Consider the following 18,765-nt stretch of genomic DNA (forward strand, 5'->3'; position numbering starts at 1 on the left):
GCTCAGGGGATCAGCTGCCCAGAACGGCGCGCAGCGACGGCTGGAGCGCGTCGCCGTGGGCGCGCACCATGTCGTCGCACAGCTCCCAGATGCGCTCGACGGGCAGGGCGGCGGCGGTCGCCGGGTCGGTCATCGCGGCCTGCCGTACATGGCGCGGCTCATCGTGCAGAGCCGCGCGGACGACGAGGTCGTTCATGCTCAGATAGGCGCGGTTGAGCGCCGCGCACTGCGCGGGCAGCTCCCCGATCCGGGTCGGCTGCACCCCCAACGCATCGACCAGGCAAGGGACTTCGACGGTCCCCGAAGCGGGGAGGTTGTCGATGAGGCCCCGGTTGGGCACATTGCCGTAGATGGTGCGGGGCGTGCCCGTGACGATGCTGTGGATGACCTGCGGGGCGTACTCCATGGTGCCCTCGACCGGGAGCGGCGTCCCGGAGGCTAGGGCGGCCCGGGTCTTCTCGTACTCCGCGACGTTCTCGTCGACGATGCCCAGATAGGCGCCCACCGGCAGCCGCAGCCGCTCGATCTCCTCGTCGTGGTGCAGATACCAGGGCACATATTCTGCCGAGTGCTCGCTGGTCTCCGTCGGATAGTGGCCCAGTCGCCGGTACATGTCGACCCGGACCCGGCGGCGCAGCTGCGGGTCGTCCGCCACCAGGGCGTCCAGCCGGGGGTAGAGGTCCGTGCCGCCCTGCTCGAATCGGAGCACCCACGCCTGGTGGTTGACGCCCGCGGCAAGGTAGTTGACGTCCTCGTACGCGACACCCACCAGCTCGGAGAGGTCCCGCATGGTCCAGTACACCGAGTGGCACAGACCGACGACGCGGGTCAGCCCGGTGGCCTGGCTGAGGTACTGGACGTTCATCGCCATGGGGTTGGTGTAGTTGAGCAGCCAGGCGTCGGGGCAGAGCTCGGCGATGTCCTCGCCGAGCGCCTTGAGGAGGGGGAAGGTGCGCAGTGCGCGGAAGATGCCGCCGACGCCCAGTGTGTCGCCGATGGTCTGCCGCAGGCCGTAGCGCGCGGGCACCTCGAAGTCGGTACGGGTGGCCTCGCCCATGCCGACCTGGACGATGTTGATGACGAAGTCGGCGCCCTCCAGGGCCTCGCGCCGCTCCGCGTGGGAGGTGATACGGGCTGCCGCGCCGCGCTCGGCCGCGATGTGGCGGGCGGCGCCCTCGGCGGTGGCCAGCCGTTCGGCGTCGATGTCGTGCAGCGCGATATGGGCGTCGGTCAGTTCCGGGAAGGCGAAGAGGTCCGCCAGCAGCCCCTGGGTGAAGACGACGCTTCCGGCGCCGATGAATGCGATCTTCGTGGTGCTCATGAGTGGTTCTTTCCGTTGTGTGTGACGGCTGTGACGGCTTCGTCCCAGGTGGGCTGTGCGGGGGTGCCGCCATGGGCCCGGGTGGACAGGGCACCGCAGGCCGCGGCGATTTCGAGAGCCCGGGTGGTCGGCAGGCCCCTCAGATGGGCGGCGATGAATCCGGCGTCGAAACTGTCCCCGGCGCCGACGGTGTCCTTCGGCAGGACGGGGATCGCGCCGGTGCGCGACGGGGCGCTGCCGTCATGGGCGAGCGCCCCCTGGGCCCCGTCCTTCACCACCACCAGCGGGCCGAGGGCGGCCAGCCGGGCCGCCGCCCCGTCGAGTGTTCCGGCGGACGGCCCGGCCAGCGCACGGGCCTCCTGGGCGTTGGGCAGCAGGATGTCGGTGACCGCGAGCACCTCGTCGAGACCGGCGGACCGCCACTCCCCTGACGGGTCGTCATTGGTGTCGAGGGAGGTGGTCGCGCCATGGTGGCGTGCGGTGCGCAGCAGGCCGGGCAGGGCACCGGCGAGCTTGGGCATCAGGAAGTACGAGGCCGCGTGCACATGGCGGCAGTCGGTGAGCAGCGCGTCGGGCACGTCGTCACCGCAGGTCGCGCTCAGGGTGCCGGATGCGGTGAGGATGGCGCGGTCGTCGCCCGCGGTCACCACCGCGGTGAGCGGGGTGGCGTGCTCCGGGTCGAGGACCAGGGCGTCCGTGTTGACGCCCCGGCCGGCAAGGGCGGCCCGGACGAAGCGTCCGGCGTCGTCGTCCCCGACGCGTCCGGCGAAGGCGACACGGAGCCCGAGCCTGGCGGCGCCGCACGCCATGATGGCGGCGGAACCGCCGAGGGTGAGCACACCCGTGTCGACGAGTTGCTCGCGCTGCCCGAAGGCGAGCGGGGCGCTGAGGGGGCCGAGTACGACGTCGGGGTTGGCGTCCCCGACGACGAGCAGGTCGAAGGTGTGTGGCATGGGGCTTCCTGGAGTCGGCGGCGAGAGGGTGCGGGGGCGGCGAGAGGGTGCGGGGCGGGCGGGACGGCGGGGGCCGGGCGGCCGGTCCCGACGTACGGTGTGCGAACACGGCTGCGCGGCAGGGGGAGTTCAGCCCTTGAGGCCGCTCGACGTAATGGACTGGATGAAGGTTTTCTGCGCCGCCAGGAAGGCCAGCAGAACCGGCAGCACCGTGATCACGTTCCCCGCCATCACCGCGGGCCACTGGGTGTGGTGCAGTCCCTGAAAGGTCGTCAGGCCCAACTGCAGCGTGTACTGGGTGTCGTGGTTGATGGCGATCAGCGGCCATGTCAGATCGTTCCAGGTGGTGAGGAACGTCAGGACGGCCACCGTGCTCAGCGCCGGGAGTGACAACGGCAGCACGATGAGGAAGAGGACCCGCAGCCGGGAACAGCCGTCGATCCACGCGGCCTCCTCCAACTCCCTGGGCAGCGACAGGAAGAACTGCCGCAGCAGGAACACCGCGAACGGTGTGACCAGCGATGGGACGATCAGCGCGCCGAGCGTGTCGATCAGTCCGAGGCGCTTCATCACCAGGAAGGTGGGGATCATCGTCAGCTGGAAGGGGATCGCCATCGTGGCCAGCATCAGCCCGAGCAGCAGACGGGACCCCGCGAACCGCATCCGGGCGAAGGCGTACCCGCCCAGCGCGCCGAAGAGCAGATTGGATGCGACCGCCACCACGGACACGATCAGCGAATTGACGAACCAGCGGGGGAACATGGCGTTGCCCAGCACATAGCGGTAGCCGCCCAGATGGATTCCAGACGGCCAGAGAGCCGGCGGGAACCTGTTGATCTCCGCGTTGGTCATCACGGAGCTGAGCAGCAGCCAGATCATCGGAACCGCGAAGAGCAGCGCGAGCGGGGCGAGCAGCAGATGCCAGGCGCTGAACGGCAGCCGCAGTCCCGGCCCGCGCCGCGGGGGCGGCGTGGGCGCCGGGGCCGTACGGGCGGTGCGCGGGGGCAGGGGAGTGGTGACGGTCATCGGATGGCTCCTTCGATGGCGGGCCGGCGCCGCCGGACTACGCGCATCCCTCCGGCGATCACGAGCAGGGCCAGCGCGAGGACATAGGCCGCTGCCGCTCCGTAGCCGGCGGTGAAGTTCTTGAAGGCCTGCTCCCAGATGAAGTAGACGATCACGGTGGTGGAGCCGAGCGGCCCGCCCTTCGTGGTCACGTACACCAGGTCGAAGACCTGCAGGGCGTTGATGGTCTGCCACAGCAGCAGGAAGACGTTGACCGGGGTGAGGGTCGGCAGGACGACATGGCGCAGCAGCTGCAGCCTGCCCGCGCCGTCCAGCCGTGCGGCCTCGATGAGTGACTGCGGCACGTCCTGGAGGGCGGCGAGATAGACCACCACACAGAAGCCGGTGCCGCTCCACAGCGAGATCACCACCAGGACCAGCAGCGCCTGTCCGGGATCGGTGAGGAACCCCTGGGGGGAGACCCCGATGGAGTGCAGGAGCGAATTGGCCACTCCGAACTGCGGGTCGAGGATGAACGAGAACAGCACGCCCTGCGCCGTCGCCGAGATGACGAACGGCACGAAGATCAGCGTCCGGTACAGGCCGACGAGTCTGATGCGCTGGTTGAGTACGAGGGCCAGGACCAGCCCGAGCAGCATGGACAGGGGAACATAGAGCACCGTGTACTCCAGGGTGTTCCACACCGCCTGGCTGAAGTGCGGATCCTTGGTGAGCGCCCGGTAGTTGTCCAGGCCGACCCAGCGGCTCGGCGTCACCAGGTCGTCGGCCTGGAACGACAGCAGCACGGACCAGATGACGGGGACGACGCTCAGGCCCAGGATGATGAGGACGGCCGGGGAGATGAAGGCCCAGGCGGTGGCCGATTCACTGCGGCGCCGTCGGCGCAGGCCGCGCAGCTGCTGTTCGTGGCCGGGGTCGGAGAGAGTGAGCGGGGCGGGCAGACCGGGCATGGCGTGAGCCTCCTCAACGCGGTATGAGCAGGGCGGCGTTGGCGTCGTCCGCGCAGCGGCGCAGGGCCTTCGCGGGGGTGCTCCTGCCGAGCAGTACGGACACGATGGCCTCTCCCAGCGCCGTGGAGATCTGCGGGTACGCGGGATGGGCGGGCCGTACCCGGGATGACTCCAGCGCCTTGGTGAACACCGAGAGCCCCTCGGTCTTCGCGGCCTTGGCCCGCCACTCCGGCAGGTTCTGGGTGCGCCGGCTCAGCGGCAGGCTGCCCGCCCGGACGTCCCAGCGCACGTCCTGGGCCGGCTCCATCAGCCAGCTCACCAGGGTGCGGGCCGCCTCGACACGGGCGGAGCCGTTGTTGAAGACCGTCCAGGTGTCGGGGCCCGAGATGGTGACGGGGCGGCCGCTGTAGCTGGGCAGCGGCACCACCTGGTAGTCGACGCCCGCCTGGATGATGTCCGGCAGCTGCCACGGCCCGGTGACGACCATCCCCATCCGGCCCGACGCGAAGACCTGGTACATCTGCTCGGTGCCCGGTTTCGGGTCGATATAGACGCTCCGGTCGCGGGCGAGCCCCGCCACCGTCTCCAGCGCCCGCACCCCGGCTTCGGCGAACCCGATACTGCGCCCGTCCGCCGCGATCACCTCGCCGCCGAGGTCCCACACCAGCGGCCAGAGCCGCCAGACCGTGTCCTCGTCGCCGACCCCCGGCCAGCCGGTGCCGAAGACACCCCGCTGCTTGTCGGTGAGGCGCTTGGCGGTCTCCTGGAACTCCCGCCAGGTCCAGCCCGGTTCCGGCAGCGGGATACCGGCGCGGCGGAACAGCTTCTTGTTGCACACCACAGCGAGCGAGTCCAGTAGCGCGGGTGCGGCGCGCACCCGGCCGTTCACCGTGACGGCGTCGCGCGCCGGGGCCCAGAACTGGTTCCAGGGGACCGGCCCGGAGCGCACGGTGGCGGTCAGGTCCACCACCTGCGGGCTGCGTGCCACGCCCGCCAGGTCCGAACCGAAGATGTAGGCGACGTCCGGGTACGACCCTGAGGCCAGCGCGGCCGTCACCTTCTGGAGCATCGAGTCGGACAGGACACCCCCGCCGGAGTCGACGCGGATGTGCGGATGGGCCCGCTGGAAGTCGGCCACCAGCGACTCGATCGCCTTGCGGCCGGTGTCGGTCTGGCCGTGCCACAGCTCGACCGTGACCCGTCCGTGCGCTCCGATGCCGTCATCGGTGTGCGCGCCGCAGCCGGGCAGCGCCATCGCGGCCGAAGCGGCGCAGGCCAGACCGGTGCCACGCCGCAGCACCGTCCGGCGCGAGGGACTGACGGGGCGGTGATGGCCGACAGCCATCCGGACCTCCAGGGGAATCAGGGCACGTTGCGGTACGCGGGGAGGCCCGCGGGGACGTGCTGGACAGGTGCGGCGGGGCCGGTCGTGCCGGAGGAGTACCGGGAGAGGACGGGCGCGGCGCGGAAGGGCGGGGGGAGACCCCGGTGCGCCGGGTTCACGGGGAGGCGCACCGGGGAGACATGGGCGTCAGCAGGTCTTGCGTACGTATCCCTTGCTGCCGCTGGGCGAGACGTCCAGGTCGCGCTCGACGATGCTCAGCCGGTCACCCCAGCTCTTGCAGGCCTTCGAGAGGCCCTTGTCCGTGTACTCGATCACGATCACATTGCTGCCGAACGCGTCGGTGTACTTGCCGCATTCGTCATAGGTGCCGCACTCCTCGGCGATGGCGAAGTCCAGTCCGGTCTGCGTGCGGGCACCGGACAGCTGCGAGGTGTTCTTCTGGGCGATGGCCAGCCCGCGGTCGTGCGCGTGCTGGGAGAGCAGAGTGATGTACGCCTTGGCGTTGGCGGCGCTCAGCAGTTTCGACGAGCGGGTGTAGCTGTCGTAGTTGTCGGGCTCGACGGCCTGGAAGCCCTTGTCGGCGCAGCCGTCGATCCAGCTGTTGACCTTCGCGGCCACCCGCTTCCGCTTGTCGGCGGTACGCAGGTCGAGCAGCGCCTCACCCCAGTTCGAGTCGTAGACGACATCGCCGTTGGCCTTGCGCAGCAGCAGATCGGAGTCCCAGTCCTTCTCGGCGCCGGGCTGGGCCTGGAAGGCGTTGACGTAACAGATGTTGTACAGGCCGGCCGCCGGAGCGTCCCCGTGGTCACGGCTGACCACCTTCACGCCGGACGGCGGCGTGTACGCACCGCCGATCTGGTAGTCGAACCCGGCGTGGGCCGGGGGCAGAGCGGGGGACGAGGCCGCCGACGCGCTGGACGGCGCGAGCAGCGGGACCGCGGCCGCGGCGGTGACCGCGGCGACGGCGGCCGCGCGGCGCGCCCCGGAGAGGGAGAGCCGACGGGGCCGTGCGGGAGTGATGGTCATCATCGAGCTCCAGATGATGGAGGGTACGTCCCCGCCTCGGACGCTGACAGCGATCCTGGCGACTTTGTCCGGGCTTGCGGCTTGTGGGCCGTCCACCGGCTAGGCGTACCTCTGGCGCCGAATGCTCGGACTCGGCGTTGACCGCAGTAAATCGAGCAGGAATCACCATGTCAATAGCGCGAACCTGAGCAGTTGTTGCGCACGTTCGCGCATATCGAGCACGTTCAAGGCAGGTCACGGGGCGCCTTCCGGGCCCCGGGAAGACCCGGCTGCCCTGTCCGCGCAGAGCTATGCTCAGCTCATGCTGAGAACTGAGCGCCATGCGCGGATACTTGAGCATGTGTCCGCGAAGGGCAGCGTCGACGTGGGGGAGCTGACCTGCCTGCTCGGAGTCTCGGGGGCGACCGTCAGACGCGACCTCCAGCATCTGAGCGCCCGCAACCTGCTGCGCCGCACCCATGGCGGGGCCGCCGTCGGGAGCATCGGTCTGGAAATGCCGGTGCAGTACCGTGCGGAGCGCAGCAGGCCGGAGAAGCGCGCCATCGCGACGGCGGCCGCCGCGCTGGTGCCGCAGGGGGCGGTCGTCGGGATGACCGGGGGCACCACCGCCACCGAGATCGCCCGTCTCCTCGCCGAACGGGGCCCGGCCACCATCGTCACCAACGCCGTGAACATCGCCGCCGAACTCGTCCTGCACAAACACGTCACGCTGGTCGTCATCGGCGGCAACGCGCGGACCGAGAGCTATGAACTCGTGGGCCCCATCGCCGAGAAGACCCTCGCCGACTATCACATGGACATGACGTTCCTGGGGGTGGACGGCATCAGCGCGGAGCAGGGCTGCACGACGTACGACCAGCTCGAAGCGGCGACGGACCGGGCGTTCGCCGTGAACAGCAGCCGGACCGTCGTCGTCGCCGACCACTCGAAGATCGGGCGGACCACCTTCGCGAAGATCTGCCCGCTGTCCGCGGTGCACCATCTGGTCACCGACCGGGAGGCGCCGGAGCGCGCATGCGCACGGATCTCCGAGACGGGGGTGGGTGTCACCATCGCCTGACACGTCCTCCTGCTCCGCGGCTGCCGCGCCCTTGGCGGTCAGACGGTGCCGCCCTCCGCGGGAGGGGGCACGGAGGCCCGGTCGGCCCGGCCTGCCAGCTCCCCCTGGACGAAGGGATCGGCCCCGGGGTCGTAGCGCCCGTCGTGATCGGCGAGCGCTTCCGTGATGCGCTCCCACTCCTCGATCTCCGCCTGGACGCGGGCACGCCCCCGCTCCCCGCCGGCGCCCCGCGCGCTCTCGTCGGCCGTCCGCCGGGCTGCTTCCAGAGCCGCCTTCGCCTGGTGGTGAGTCAGACCCCTGGCACGCTGCCGCACCTCGTGCCAGCCCGCCCGCTGCTCGTCCGTGGGCGACTGGACCTCCTCGTCGCTGCCGAGCCCTGCCCCGCGGTCCTGATCGGAACTCATCCGGTTGCCCCTGCCCCTCTTGCCTGCTGTCCGGTCGTACCGGCGACCGCGGCCGGTGGCCCCGCCGGACGGCGTACCCCAGTATGCGGTGCGGCCGAAGGCCGGTGACAGTCCGACGCATGTCCGGGCAGGCGCCGGTCATGCCCGGCGGTGTCCGGTACACGGTACGGAGCGGCGCGGCCGGTACGAAGGGACTCCGCCGGTCCGGAGCTGCCCGGCCGGACCGGGCCTACGGGCGGCCCTGGCGCATCCTGTCCCCGACGACGCCTCCGTCGGACTCCCACCACGGACGGACCCGCTCGGGCCCCTCCGCACTCTCCTGCGCGCCGCCCGCGGACGCGGGGACCACCGCGGCGCCGCCGCCGGACGGAACCGGCGGCGTACGGGGCGCCGCCGGGATCAGCTCGGCGTCAAGGCGGCGGTCGAGCGCCGCCGTCCTGGCCCGCTCCGAACGGACCCACTGAGCGAAGATCACCAGCAGGAAGGGCACCCCGACCAGTTCGGCGAGCGTGACCATCGCACCGCCGCCGATCTGCTGGTCGTGCTGGACGCCGGGCGCCCAGGACGGGGAGTGCCGGGTGTACCAGGAGCCCGCGATCAGGGTGCCGCTGGTCATCACCACAATGCCCGGGACGGCGTCGATGAGCCCGTCGAAGAAGACCATCGCGGCCCGCACCGGGTGGCTGCACCAGCTGGGCAGCAGCGCCTCCTCGGTGAGGACCGGCAGCACGAAGAGACAACCGACCAGGAGCAGTTGCAGGTACATCAGCTGATGCAGCGCGCCATGGCGCAGCGCGGTCTCGAAGTACGGCGTGAAGTACACACACAGCTCCGACACCAGGACCAGCAGCGAACTGACCAGCGGGAAGGCCAGCAGCCGGGCGAACCTGCCGGTCACCGCGCGGCGCAGGCGGGCCGCCGCGCGCCCCGGCAGCGCACGGCAGGCGAGCGACAGCGGGTCGCCCAGGGCCAGGCCGAGCGGCGCGATCAGATCGAGCAGGATGTTCTGCACGGCGGCCGGCCAGAACAGCACCTCGTCGTAGACGGCGAGCGCCGACATCGTGGCCACCACGACCGTGCCGAGACCCAGCAGGGCGAAGACCGCCGTGCGGCCCGCGGACCACCGCTCGCCGCGCCGCCGCAGCCGCACCACACCCCAGCCGTAGAGCCCGCCCAGAACCAGGACCAGCAGCAGAGCGGGACCGTCGAACTGCCACATGGCCGGGAACCGGGAAAAGGTCAGATCCGGCAGGTTCATTCCAGACATCCTTACCTCTCGCACCCGCCCGCGAGGACCGCCGTGGGGGCCGTACCACGGTAGTCCCGTGTCGTCGGACGCCTCCGTCCGGGGCGGCCGCGCGGCGCGCCACCGCCGGTCCTCCGTACGCGGCGTCCCGCCGATGATTCCCGCTCCCCGCGTGCAGGGCCGCCACGACACCCCGGTGCGCCTGTCGGGGCATCGGCACCGGCCGCCGTCACACTGGCCGCTGTCGTGTGCGGACGGGCGCGGTGCCACCGGGGGCACGCGGGCGCCACCCGTGTGGGAAGGAACCTGCAATGCCTGATGTGTCCGCACCCGTGGTCAAGCTGGTCCGAAGGACCGTGGAGCCCGTCGCGGTGCAGACGCTCCGGTCCACGGCCGCCGCTGTCATCGCCTTCGTGGTCGCACTGGTGGCGCTGCCGCAGCGTGCGCCTCTCACCGCGCCCCTGACAGCTCTGCTCGTGGTCCAGGTCACGCTCTACGCGACGCTCAGGACGGGGATCCGACGGGTGAACGCCGTCATCGTCGGAGTGCTCCTCGCCAGCGGCTTCAGCACGCTCGTCGGACTGACCTGGTGGAGCCTCGGTCTGACGATCTTCACCGCGCTGATCGTGGGGCGGCTGGTGCGCGTGTACGAGTTCGTACCCGAGGTCGCCATCAGCTCCATGCTGGTGCTCGGTGTCTCCCAGGTGGCGGCCACCGCCTGGGACCGGATCCTGGAGACGCTGATCGGTGCGGGGGTGGGGCTGCTCTTCAACCTGCTGCTCGCACCGCCGGTCTGGGTCCAGACGGCGGGAAGCTCCATCGAGGAGATGGCGGAGTCGATGGGCGTGATGCTCCGCTCCATCGGCACGCAGGCGAGCGGCCACACCCCCGTCGAGCAGGCCGCCGCACGGCTGCACGAGGCACGCAGACTCGACCACGACATCGTCGAGGTGGATGCCTCGCTCCGCCAGGCCGAGGAGAGCCTGCTGCTCAACCCCCGGGTGCGCCAGGGGCTGCTGTCACGTGTCGTGCTGCGCACCGGCCTGGACACCCTGGAGATCTGCGCCGTGGTGCTGCGGGTGCTCACGCGGACGATGACGGACCTGGCGAAGGAGCGCACCGATGAGCCGCTCTTCCCCGAGGATGTGGCCGCCGCGCTGCAGGAGCTGATGGGCGATCTCGCCGACGCCATCGAGAGCTTCTCCGTACTGATCACCACGCCGGTCGCCAAGAGCGCCGAGGACGCCGAGTCCCGGCTGACGCTGGCGCTGGAGGAGGCCGCGGTCACCCGGGACCGGGTCGCCCACCTCCTTCTGGAGAACGTGCAGCAGCACCCGCGCCAGTGGCAGCTCCACGGCGCGCTGCTCGCCGAGGTGGACCGCATCCTGGACGAACTCGACGTGGAGAAGCGTGCCGAGCGGCTCACCCAGGAACTGGACCGCCGCTCCTTGGAACTGGGCGAACGGCACCCGCAACTGGCCTCCGCGGTCCGCCGGCTGCGGGGGACCGCCATGGCCCGCAAGATGCGCGCGGAGATCTGAGCGGAGCCGGGCGGACCCGAGCGGACCGGCCGACTCGCCCCAGCGGCTGCGGCAGACCCCGGCCGGTGCGAGGATGAACCGGCACCGTGCCGCGGCGGCGGCCCGATCCCCGTCCCGACCGTGGAGGTACGTTGCCGGTGACGGCCGAGCCCTGGGACCCGTCGGCGGCGGGCGTACTGCGGCTGCCGTCGGGACGTCTGGTCCGGGGCCGCGGACTGAGCAGGCCGCTCCCTGCGGGACCCGAGCCCACGTTCGCCCTGTATCTGCTGGGCCGTGAACCTTCCCCCGTGGACTGGGAGTCGCGCTGGATCCGCTGGCCCGACTTCCGGCTCCCGGCCGACCGCGCCGCCGCGGCGGGCGCCCTGCGCGAGGTCTGGGAGCGGGCGGGGGCGGAGCGCGTCGAAGTCGCCTGCGCGGGCGGGCGGGGCCGTACCGGTACGGCTCTTGCCTGTCTTGCCGTACTGGACGGGGTACCGGCTGCCGACGCCGTCGGATACGTCCGTGAGCACTACGACCGGCACGCGGTCGAGACCCCCTGGCAGCGCCGGTTCGTCCGCCGTTTCGCGTAGATCCACCGATCAGGTGCGTCGGTGACGCGCCCCGACCACGCCCGTGACCGACCCGTCAGGTACGGGCCCCCGCCCGTACTCAGCCCGTGCCGAGCCACCCGCGTGAGCGCAGTTCCGCGACGAACCGCCCGTACGACGCGTCGAGCGCCGCACGCTCGCGCTCCACCGGATCGACCGTACGCCCCGCACCGGCCATCGCCGCCGCAGCCGCCGGGAGATCCGGGTGGAGGGTGCCCGACGCGGCCAGCAGGGCCGCGCCGAAGGCCGTCTCGGCCCGTTCCGCCACGCTCAGCGGTTTGTTGAGGACCGTCGCCCGGATACGGTTCCACACGGCGCTGCGGCTGCCGCCGCCCGCCGCGTACAGCGGGCCCCGTACCTCGATCCCCAGCGCCCGCACCCGCTCCACCGCCAGCCGCTCCAGGAAGGCCACCCCCTCCAGCGCCGCCCGGTGCTCCTCTGCCTCGTCCCGCGGTGTACCGACGAGGAAGCCGTGCGCCGGGCCGGAGACGAACGGGAACCGCTCGCCCTCACGGCGCAGCGGATAGGCCAGACACGCGGCCGGGCCCCGCTCCCGCGCCGCCGCGTCCAGCGCGGGCAGGCGGGCCGCGTCCACCGCGGCGACGGCCTCGCCGCCCGTGTTCGACGCTCCGCCCGGCAGCCACCAGCCGTCCGGGTGGCGATGGCTGTACAGGGCGCCCGCGGGGTCGGTGACCAGCTCGCGGGTCACCCCCTTGAGTACGTACGTCGTCCCCAGCACGCCGACGAACCGGCCGGGTTCGACCGCGCCGGTGGCGATCTGGCCCGCGCAGCCGTCCGTCATCCCGAGCCGGACCTCGCACCCCGCAGGGAGCCCGGTCTCGGCGGCGGCGCTCGCCGAGACCACCCCGCTCCGCGTGCCGGGGGCCCGCACGGCGGGCAGCAGCCGCGACGGCACATCGAACGCGTCGAAGACCTCGCTGGCCCACTCGCCCGCACGCGGGTCGTAGCCGGACTTCAGCGCATGGCTCCAGTCGGTTGCCACGGGATGCCCGGTCAGCTTCAGACCGAGCAGATCCGGGGTGTGCAGCACCAGCTGGCCGGGGAGCGCGCGGGCCGCGTAGCCCACCAGCTTCCCCAGCGCGGCCGTGGGGCCGACGGTCAGTCCCAGCGCCCGCCAGCGCGGTGCGCCCAGCTCCTGCGCCCGCGCGTTGACGCCGGCCGCGCTCCGGTCGTCGTACATCAGGGCGGGTCCGGCCGGTTCGCCGTCCGGCCCGGCCAGCACCAGGGTCCCGGAGGTGGCGGACACGGCCACGGCGACCACCTCGCGGCCGCCCCCCGGCAGTGCGGCGGTGGCCCGGCGCAGTGCGGCAGCCGTGGCCGGCCACCAGGACCGGGCGTCCTGCTCGCTGCGGCCGCCTCCGCCGCGCACCGGAGGGGTGACCGGGACCGTCGCCCCGGCGAGGACCCGGCCGCCCGGATCCGCGCACACCACGCGGACCGCTGCGGTGGCCACGTCGACGCCCGCGACGACGGGGACGGGCGCGGGCCGGGCACCGGTGGCGGAACTCATCTGCGGAAGGGGTCCTCTCGTACGCGGAGGGCGGGTGCGGATCCCGGCCGTGGACGGGAGCGGAGCATCTGCCGGTGCGGGGCGGTCAGGTGGCGGGCGCGGTGAGCGGCTCGTCGTCGGAGGCCTCATGCAGCGACTTGCCCTGCTGGATGGCCTCCTCCGACGCCTTCGGCAGCTTCAGGAAGAGGGTCAGAAGAGCCGCGACGACGTACAGACCGGCGAAGATCAGCACCACCCCGTCCCGGCCCAGCGGTCCCAGGAAGAGCGAGACGATCGCGGGACCCACGAAGGCGGCCCCGCCCGCACCCAGGTTGAGCAGGGCCATCGCGCCGCCCTTGTTCCCGGGCGCCAGCGACGGCATCAGCGCGGAGATGGGCACGAACCCGGCGAGCGTGGCTCCGTAGACCATGCCGACACCGACCGCGACCCAGTAGTTCCCGGTCAGCAGCTTCGGTACGAAATACAGCGCGAGGACGCTCAGCGCACAGCCCACCGCACCGAACCAGCCGATGGTGGTGCGCCAGCCGATCCGGTCGCTGACCAGCCCGAAGAGGAGATTGAAGAAGATGTTGGTGGCGAACATGATCGACAGCAGCCGCAGCCAGTCGCCGTCCGTGAAGCCCATCTCGTCGGTGAAGAACGCCGGCAGGATCACCCAGAGGCCGAACTGCGGTGCGGTGTTGATGATGCGCACCACACAGCCGATGGTGACCTTCGGATGCGTCCAGGCGATGGAGAGGCTTCGGGCCAGCGACTGGACCGGGCGCACATCGGGCGGGGCCAGCCGTGAGAAGCCGGTGCGTTCACGTACCCCGACGAGGCAGAAAGCCCCGCCCACGGCGATCACCCCGAGCGCGATCCACAGCGTGCCGAACTTCCCGAACAGCGGGTCGGTGACGGACGCGGTGAGCGAACCTAGCGTGGGCAGCCCGCCCGTGAAGGCGAAGTAGAACCAGCCGACGGCCGCACCCAGCCTGGCCACCGGCGCCGTCGCGGTCACCCACACCAGGAAGGAGAAGGCGAAGAGCGGGTAGCCGAAGCCGCGCAGTCCGTAGAAGACCAGCATCAGAGGGTAGTTGCCCTGCGCGGCGCCGAGCGAGAGGAAGAGCACGTCGAAGACGATCCAGACGGTCAGCCCGATCTGCATCACCCGCCGGGGCCCCCACAGCTCGGACAGCGCGCCCGACAGCCAGGAGGCGAGCATGACGGCCACGCCGTACGCCGTGATCACATAGCTCGCCCGGACCTCACTGCCGGCGCCGTTGCTCTTGATGAACGGAGCGATGAACCCGGACTCGACCCCGTCCCCGATCATGAAGATCAGGACCCCGATGAAGCCGAACAGGAGCGGCCGGGGGATGCCCGCGCGGTCCCAGACCGTACCCGTACGAGCGGCGGTGCTTGCGGCGGTGCTGCGCATGGCTCGTGCCTCCACGGTGAGGTGTCATCGGCCCACGGGCGTACAACCCCGACGAGAACGCATCATGACCTCTGTGAAATTAACACGCAATACTTTAAGAGGCCCTGTTACCGGCCCGTGGCCGCCACCCTGACATCCGTCCGCTCCCGCAGCGCGGCCAGCAGCTCGGCGTCCACACCGCCATCCACCACCAGATGGTCGAAGTCCGCAACCGGACCGAGCCGGTGGAGTGCCGTCCTGGCCAGCTTCGTACGGTCCATCAGCAGGACCTTACGGGTGCCCGACGCCAGCATCGCCCGCTTGACCAGCACTACATCCTGCTCCTGGTGGTAGGTCATCCGGGCGTCCATCGCCGACGTCGAGACCAGCACCATGTCCACCGAGAGCGCTTCGACGGCCTCCAGGCACGCGACACCGAGAAAGGAGTCGTGCGGGTACGAATACTCCCCGCCCAGGGAGATCAGGCGTATCCCCTCCCGGCCCGCGAACAGGTCGACGACCCGCCGGGCATTGGTCACCACCGTCAGCGGAGCCAGCTCCACCAGCAGCGCGGCCAGCGCGAGCGCGGTCGTGGAGTCGTCGAGGAGCACCGACATCCCCGGTTCGACCAGCTCGGCCGCGGTCTTCGCGATGGCCGCCTTCTCGGTGGTGTTGACACCGAGCCGGTAGTCGAGATTGGACTCGAAGACGGTCGACGGCAGCGCGGACACCCCGCCCCTGAAGCGGCGCAGCACCCCCTGTCTGGCCAGTTCGTCCAGGTCACGGTGGACTGTCATCAGGCTGACGCCGGTGAGCTCCGCGAGTTCGGCGCCGCTCGCGGTGCCGTTCGCCAGGACGTGCTCCGTGATGGTCTGTCTGCGGGCCTGGGCGCCGGTCGTCGTCATACGGCCAAGTTTCCCGCACCGCCCGGAGCCGACTGCCGGGTGGGCACGTTCAGCGACCGCAGAGCGGTACGGGCGCCGCTCACCTCGATCTCCGTCACGGCCGCGTTGTCGAGCCGGGGGAACACCAGACGGTAGCGGCCCACCGGAATGCCCAGCATCGAGCAGAGGGCCATGCGCAGCAGCGTGTTGTGCGCCACCACCAGAACCGTCTCCCCCGGGTGGCGCCGGGCCAGAGCGCGCAGCGCGTCCGAAGCGCGGGCCGCGGCGGCCGACGGGGCCTCGGAGCCGGGGAAGGCCCCGGCCTCCGCGTCCTCGTGGAAGCGCCGCACCGCCTCGGCGTCCTCGGCGGCCATCTCCGCGATGGTGCGGCCCTCGCCCCAGCCGAAGTCCACCTCGCGCAGCGCCTCGACGGCCTCCGGCTCGGTGCCGAGCGCCAGGGCGGCCGGACGGGCGGTGAGCAGCGCCCGGCTGACCGGCGAACTGGCCACCGCACCGACGCCCCGCCACCGCGCCCACTCCGCGAGCTCCTGCGCCTGCTCCAGGCCCCTCGCGGTCAGTGGTACGTCGGAGACGCCGGCGTACCGGTTCTCCGCATGCCATTGCGTCTCGCCGTGCCGTACCAGCAGCAGACGGGCCTCCATCGGATCGCGCTCCCTCGCAAGCGGGCCGCGGCCGGCCCGGGGCACGGTTGCCCGGGACCGTGTCGGCCCATTGATTCTTCAAAACGATGATGTTAAATCTATCAACGCCCATGACAGTGATGCAGCGTCCGGGCCGGTGCGGTACCGCTGAGGCACCGCGCCCCCGTGACCCGAAGAAGGGCCCAGCCCATGCGCATCCTCGCCGCCGGTGACCATTTCGTCCTCCCCAGCCTGCTCCGTACCGCCCTGCGCGAGGAGTTGGGCAGCGGGGAGCCGGGCAGCGGGGAGGGGCCCGGCGGCGCGGTGGAGATCGGGGAACTCACCCTGCCCTGGCCGCACCAGCCCTTCGGTCCGGTCGGCGACGTCCAGGAGGCCAGCGGCACCGAGGAGCAACTGATCGCGGCGCTCGAAGGCGCCGCCCTCTGTGTCACCCAGATGGCCCCGTTCACCGAGCGGGTCTTCGCCGCCCGCCCGGAACTCCGGATGGTGGCCGTCTCCCGCGGCGGCCCCGTCAACGTCGACCTCGCCGCCGCCACCCGGCACGGCGTCGCCGTCTCCTTCGCACCGGGACGCAACGCCCCGGCGGCGGCGGAGTTCGCAGTCGGCCTGATGCTGACCGCGATGCGCCGGATCACCACGGCCGACGCGGAGCTGAAGCGCGGCACCTGGCGCGGCGACTTCTACGCCTACGACGAGGCGGGCACCGAGCTCGACGGCGCGACCGCCGGGCTCGTCGGGTACGGCGCCATCGGCCGGATCGTCGCCCGGGTCCTGCGCGCCTTCGGCGCCCATGTCCTGGTCGCCGACCCGTACACCGATCCCGTCGCCGCCCGCGCCGACGGCGTCGAACCGGTCTCACTCGACGAACTCCTCTCCCGCAGCAGCGTGGTGAGCCTGCACGCCCGGCTCACCCCCGAGACCCGCCACCTCATCGACGCCGGGAAGCTCGCGCTGCTCCCCGACGGTGCGGTGCTGGTCAACTCCGCACGCGGCGGTCTCCTCGACTACGCCCCGCTGCCGGAGCTGCTGCGCAGCGGCCGCATCGGAGCCCTCGCCCTGGACGTGTACGACATCGAACCGCCGCCCGCCGACTGGCCGTTGCACCAGGCCCCGAACGTCGTCACCGCCCCGCACCTGGCCGGCGCGACCCGCCAGACGGCGCACCGCGCCGCGGCGATCACAGCAGCGGAGGCGGGCCGCTTCCTCCGAGGCGAGAAGCTCGCCCATCCCGCCAACCCCGAGGTCCAGGAGGCCGCCCGGCCATGAGCGTGATCATCGGCGTGGACATCGGCACCTCCGTCACCAAGGCCGTCGCCTTCGACGGCGAGGGGCGGCCGCTCGCCTCCGCGACCCGCCGCAGTCACCTGGAGCGGCTGCCCGGCAGCCGCGTCGAGCAGGACCTCGACGATGTCGTCCGTACGGTCGCCGAAGTCGTACGGGAGACCACCGCCGCACTGCCCGCGCCGCCCACCGCACTCGCCCTCACCGGACAGGGCGACGGCCTCTGGCTGCGCGACGCACAGGGCCGTGCGGTCCGCCCCGCCATCTCCTGGATGGACGGGCGGGCGTCCGACCGCGTCGCACAGTGGCTGGCGGACGGCACCGTACAGCAGGTGTACGCGCGTACCGGCTCCGGCATGTTCCCCGGCTGCCACGCCCCGCTCCTCGCCCACCTGCAGGAACACGAGCCGCAGAGCCTCGGCCGCGCGGCCGTCGCCGGGTACTGCGTGGACGCCGTCGCCCAGCGGCTCACCGGCCGGATCAGCGTGGACGCCTCCGACGCGACACTGCCGTTCCTCGACCCGGTGAACCGCACCTACGCACCTGAGGCGCTCGCCGCCTGCGGTATCGAGAGCCAGGCCCGTCTGCTGGCCGCCCCCGCCGCCCCCGGCACCGTCCTGGGTCTGGACGCCCAGGGGGCCGCGCTCCTGGACCTCCCGGCGGGGCTGCCGCTCACCTCTGGACCGTACGATCTGCCGGCCTGCGCCATCGGCAGCGGGGTACGGGAGGTGGGGGACGGCCTGCTGATCGTCGGCACCACCCTCGCCTGCCAGGTCCTCACCGACCGGGCCGGGGCGGGCGGTTGCGCCGAACCGGCCGGGATGTCGCTCTGCACCCCCGACCCCGGGCGCTGGCTGCGCTCCATGCCCGCCATGGTCGGCACCGCCGCACTCGAATGGATCCTCGAACTGACCGGGACGGCCACCACCGACCTCGGGCCCCTGCTCGCCGACAGCCCACCGGGCGCCCGTGGCGTCACTGCGCTGCCCTTCCTCTCCGACGCGGGGGAGCGGGCGCCCTTCGTCGACCCGCAGGCCCGCGGCCGGCTGGACGGACTCACCCTCGCGCACAACCGCGCCGACGCGGTACGCGCCATGTGCGAGGCCATCGGTTACGCGGCGCGCCACTGCCTGGAGGCCGCCGGCCTCTCCGGCACGCTCGCCGCCTGCGGTGGCGGCACCCGGTCCGGCCCGTGGACCCAGCTCTTCGCCGACATCCTGGGGCGGGAGATCCGCGTCCCGGCGGAGAACGAGGTGGGGGCGCTCGGCGCGGTAAGGGTGGCCCGGCGCTTCCTCGGCGAACCGGCCGCCACCGAAGCGCAGTTGTTCCACACCGTCGAGCCGAGGGAGGGGTTCCGCGAGATGTACGAGGACGGCTACGCCGCCTACCGCACCGCACTCGCCTCGGCGCGCGCCCAGTGGGACGCCACCGCCGTACGCGAGACGACCGGGGCGCGCGTCGGCTAGCAGGGCTTGGTGCTCCTCCAGGCAGCTGCCCCAACTGCGCTTACATACCGCCCTTTTCCGGCCCCACGGTCGGCCTTCCGGCC

General features: G+C 72.0%; 17 protein-coding genes. 5 read left to right on the forward strand and 12 right to left on the reverse strand.

What is annotated here, in order from left to right; translation table 11 throughout:
- Positions 1–10 precede the first annotated feature (10 nt).
- From ACFXBC_RS28185 to ACFXBC_RS28210, 6 genes are all read right to left on the reverse strand, one after another.
- Positions 11–1,321: an alpha-glucosidase/alpha-galactosidase gene (locus ACFXBC_RS28185; RefSeq protein ID WP_385030368.1), complete on the reverse strand. Its 1,311-nt coding sequence runs from the start codon at positions 1,319–1,321 to the stop codon at positions 11–13.
- Positions 1,318–2,274, reverse strand: coding sequence for a carbohydrate kinase family protein (locus tag ACFXBC_RS28190; protein ID WP_385030371.1), 957 nt, complete (start codon positions 2,272–2,274; stop codon positions 1,318–1,320). The genes ACFXBC_RS28185 and ACFXBC_RS28190 overlap by 4 nt, the downstream gene beginning before the upstream one ends.
- A 129-nt stretch (positions 2,275–2,403) precedes the next feature.
- Complete coding sequence (locus ACFXBC_RS28195; protein ID WP_385030374.1) at positions 2,404–3,300, reverse strand: carbohydrate ABC transporter permease; 897 nt, start codon at positions 3,298–3,300, stop codon at positions 2,404–2,406.
- Complete coding sequence (locus tag ACFXBC_RS28200; protein ID WP_385030377.1) at positions 3,297–4,250, reverse strand: carbohydrate ABC transporter permease; 954 nt, start codon at positions 4,248–4,250, stop codon at positions 3,297–3,299. The genes ACFXBC_RS28195 and ACFXBC_RS28200 overlap by 4 nt, the downstream gene beginning before the upstream one ends.
- Positions 4,251–4,263: 13 nt before the next feature.
- Positions 4,264–5,595, reverse strand: a complete 1,332-nt coding sequence (locus tag ACFXBC_RS28205; RefSeq protein WP_385030380.1) for an ABC transporter substrate-binding protein — start codon at positions 5,593–5,595, stop codon at positions 4,264–4,266.
- A gap of 186 nt (positions 5,596–5,781) precedes the next feature.
- On the reverse strand, positions 5,782–6,621 hold the full coding sequence (locus ACFXBC_RS28210) for an endo alpha-1,4 polygalactosaminidase (protein WP_385030383.1): 840 nt from the start codon (positions 6,619–6,621) through the stop codon (positions 5,782–5,784).
- 301 nt (positions 6,622–6,922) lie between these two features.
- Between ACFXBC_RS28210 and ACFXBC_RS28215 the strand changes: the two genes are divergently transcribed.
- Entirely contained in the window at positions 6,923–7,681 is a 759-nt protein-coding gene (locus tag ACFXBC_RS28215; RefSeq protein WP_385030386.1) for a DeoR/GlpR family DNA-binding transcription regulator, read from the forward strand.
- A 38-nt stretch (positions 7,682–7,719) separates the two neighbouring features.
- Here ACFXBC_RS28215 and ACFXBC_RS28220 read toward each other — a convergent pair whose 3' ends face one another.
- The gene (locus ACFXBC_RS28220; RefSeq protein WP_385030389.1) at positions 7,720–8,085 is read right to left on the reverse strand and encodes a hypothetical protein; all 366 of its coding nucleotides are present in this window, start codon (positions 8,083–8,085) and stop codon (positions 7,720–7,722) included.
- A gap of 229 nt (positions 8,086–8,314) precedes the next feature.
- The gene (locus ACFXBC_RS28225) at positions 8,315–9,343 is read right to left on the reverse strand and encodes a cytochrome c oxidase assembly protein (protein WP_385030392.1); all 1,029 of its coding nucleotides are present in this window, start codon (positions 9,341–9,343) and stop codon (positions 8,315–8,317) included.
- A gap of 299 nt (positions 9,344–9,642) precedes the next feature.
- Here ACFXBC_RS28225 and ACFXBC_RS28230 point away from each other — a divergent pair, with 299 nt between their 5' ends.
- Entirely contained in the window at positions 9,643–10,872 is a 1,230-nt protein-coding gene (locus ACFXBC_RS28230; RefSeq protein ID WP_385030395.1) for an aromatic acid exporter family protein, read from the forward strand.
- A gap of 137 nt (positions 10,873–11,009) precedes the next feature.
- Positions 11,010–11,441: a protein-tyrosine phosphatase family protein gene (locus ACFXBC_RS28235; protein ID WP_385030399.1), complete on the forward strand. Its 432-nt coding sequence runs from the start codon at positions 11,010–11,012 to the stop codon at positions 11,439–11,441.
- Between the two features lie 79 nt (positions 11,442–11,520).
- Here ACFXBC_RS28235 and ACFXBC_RS28240 read toward each other — a convergent pair whose 3' ends face one another.
- The 4 genes from ACFXBC_RS28240 to ACFXBC_RS28255 form a co-directional block, all read right to left on the reverse strand.
- Positions 11,521–12,990 carry an FGGY-family carbohydrate kinase gene (locus tag ACFXBC_RS28240; protein ID WP_385030403.1) on the reverse strand — a complete coding sequence of 490 codons (1,470 nt, stop codon included), beginning with the start codon at positions 12,988–12,990 and terminating at the stop codon, positions 11,521–11,523.
- An 85-nt stretch (positions 12,991–13,075) separates the two neighbouring features.
- The gene (locus ACFXBC_RS28245; protein ID WP_385030407.1) at positions 13,076–14,410 is read right to left on the reverse strand and encodes an MFS transporter; all 1,335 of its coding nucleotides are present in this window, start codon (positions 14,408–14,410) and stop codon (positions 13,076–13,078) included.
- A gap of 107 nt (positions 14,411–14,517) precedes the next feature.
- Complete coding sequence (locus tag ACFXBC_RS28250; RefSeq protein WP_385030411.1) at positions 14,518–15,294, reverse strand: DeoR/GlpR family DNA-binding transcription regulator; 777 nt, start codon at positions 15,292–15,294, stop codon at positions 14,518–14,520.
- Positions 15,291–15,935, reverse strand: a complete 645-nt coding sequence (locus ACFXBC_RS28255; RefSeq protein WP_385030414.1) for a histidine phosphatase family protein — start codon at positions 15,933–15,935, stop codon at positions 15,291–15,293. The genes ACFXBC_RS28250 and ACFXBC_RS28255 overlap by 4 nt, the downstream gene beginning before the upstream one ends.
- 189 nt (positions 15,936–16,124) lie before the next feature.
- Here ACFXBC_RS28255 and ACFXBC_RS28260 point away from each other — a divergent pair, with 189 nt between their 5' ends.
- On the forward strand, positions 16,125–17,201 hold the full coding sequence (locus tag ACFXBC_RS28260; protein WP_385030417.1) for a 2-hydroxyacid dehydrogenase: 1,077 nt from the start codon (positions 16,125–16,127) through the stop codon (positions 17,199–17,201).
- Positions 17,198–18,682, forward strand: coding sequence for an FGGY family carbohydrate kinase (locus ACFXBC_RS28265; protein ID WP_385030420.1), 1,485 nt, complete (start codon positions 17,198–17,200; stop codon positions 18,680–18,682). The genes ACFXBC_RS28260 and ACFXBC_RS28265 overlap by 4 nt, the downstream gene beginning before the upstream one ends.
- Positions 18,683–18,765 lie beyond the last annotated feature (83 nt).

Source organism: Streptomyces sp. NPDC059398 (assembly GCF_042751845.1).
Taxonomy (GTDB): domain Bacteria; phylum Actinomycetota; class Actinomycetes; order Streptomycetales; family Streptomycetaceae; genus Streptomyces.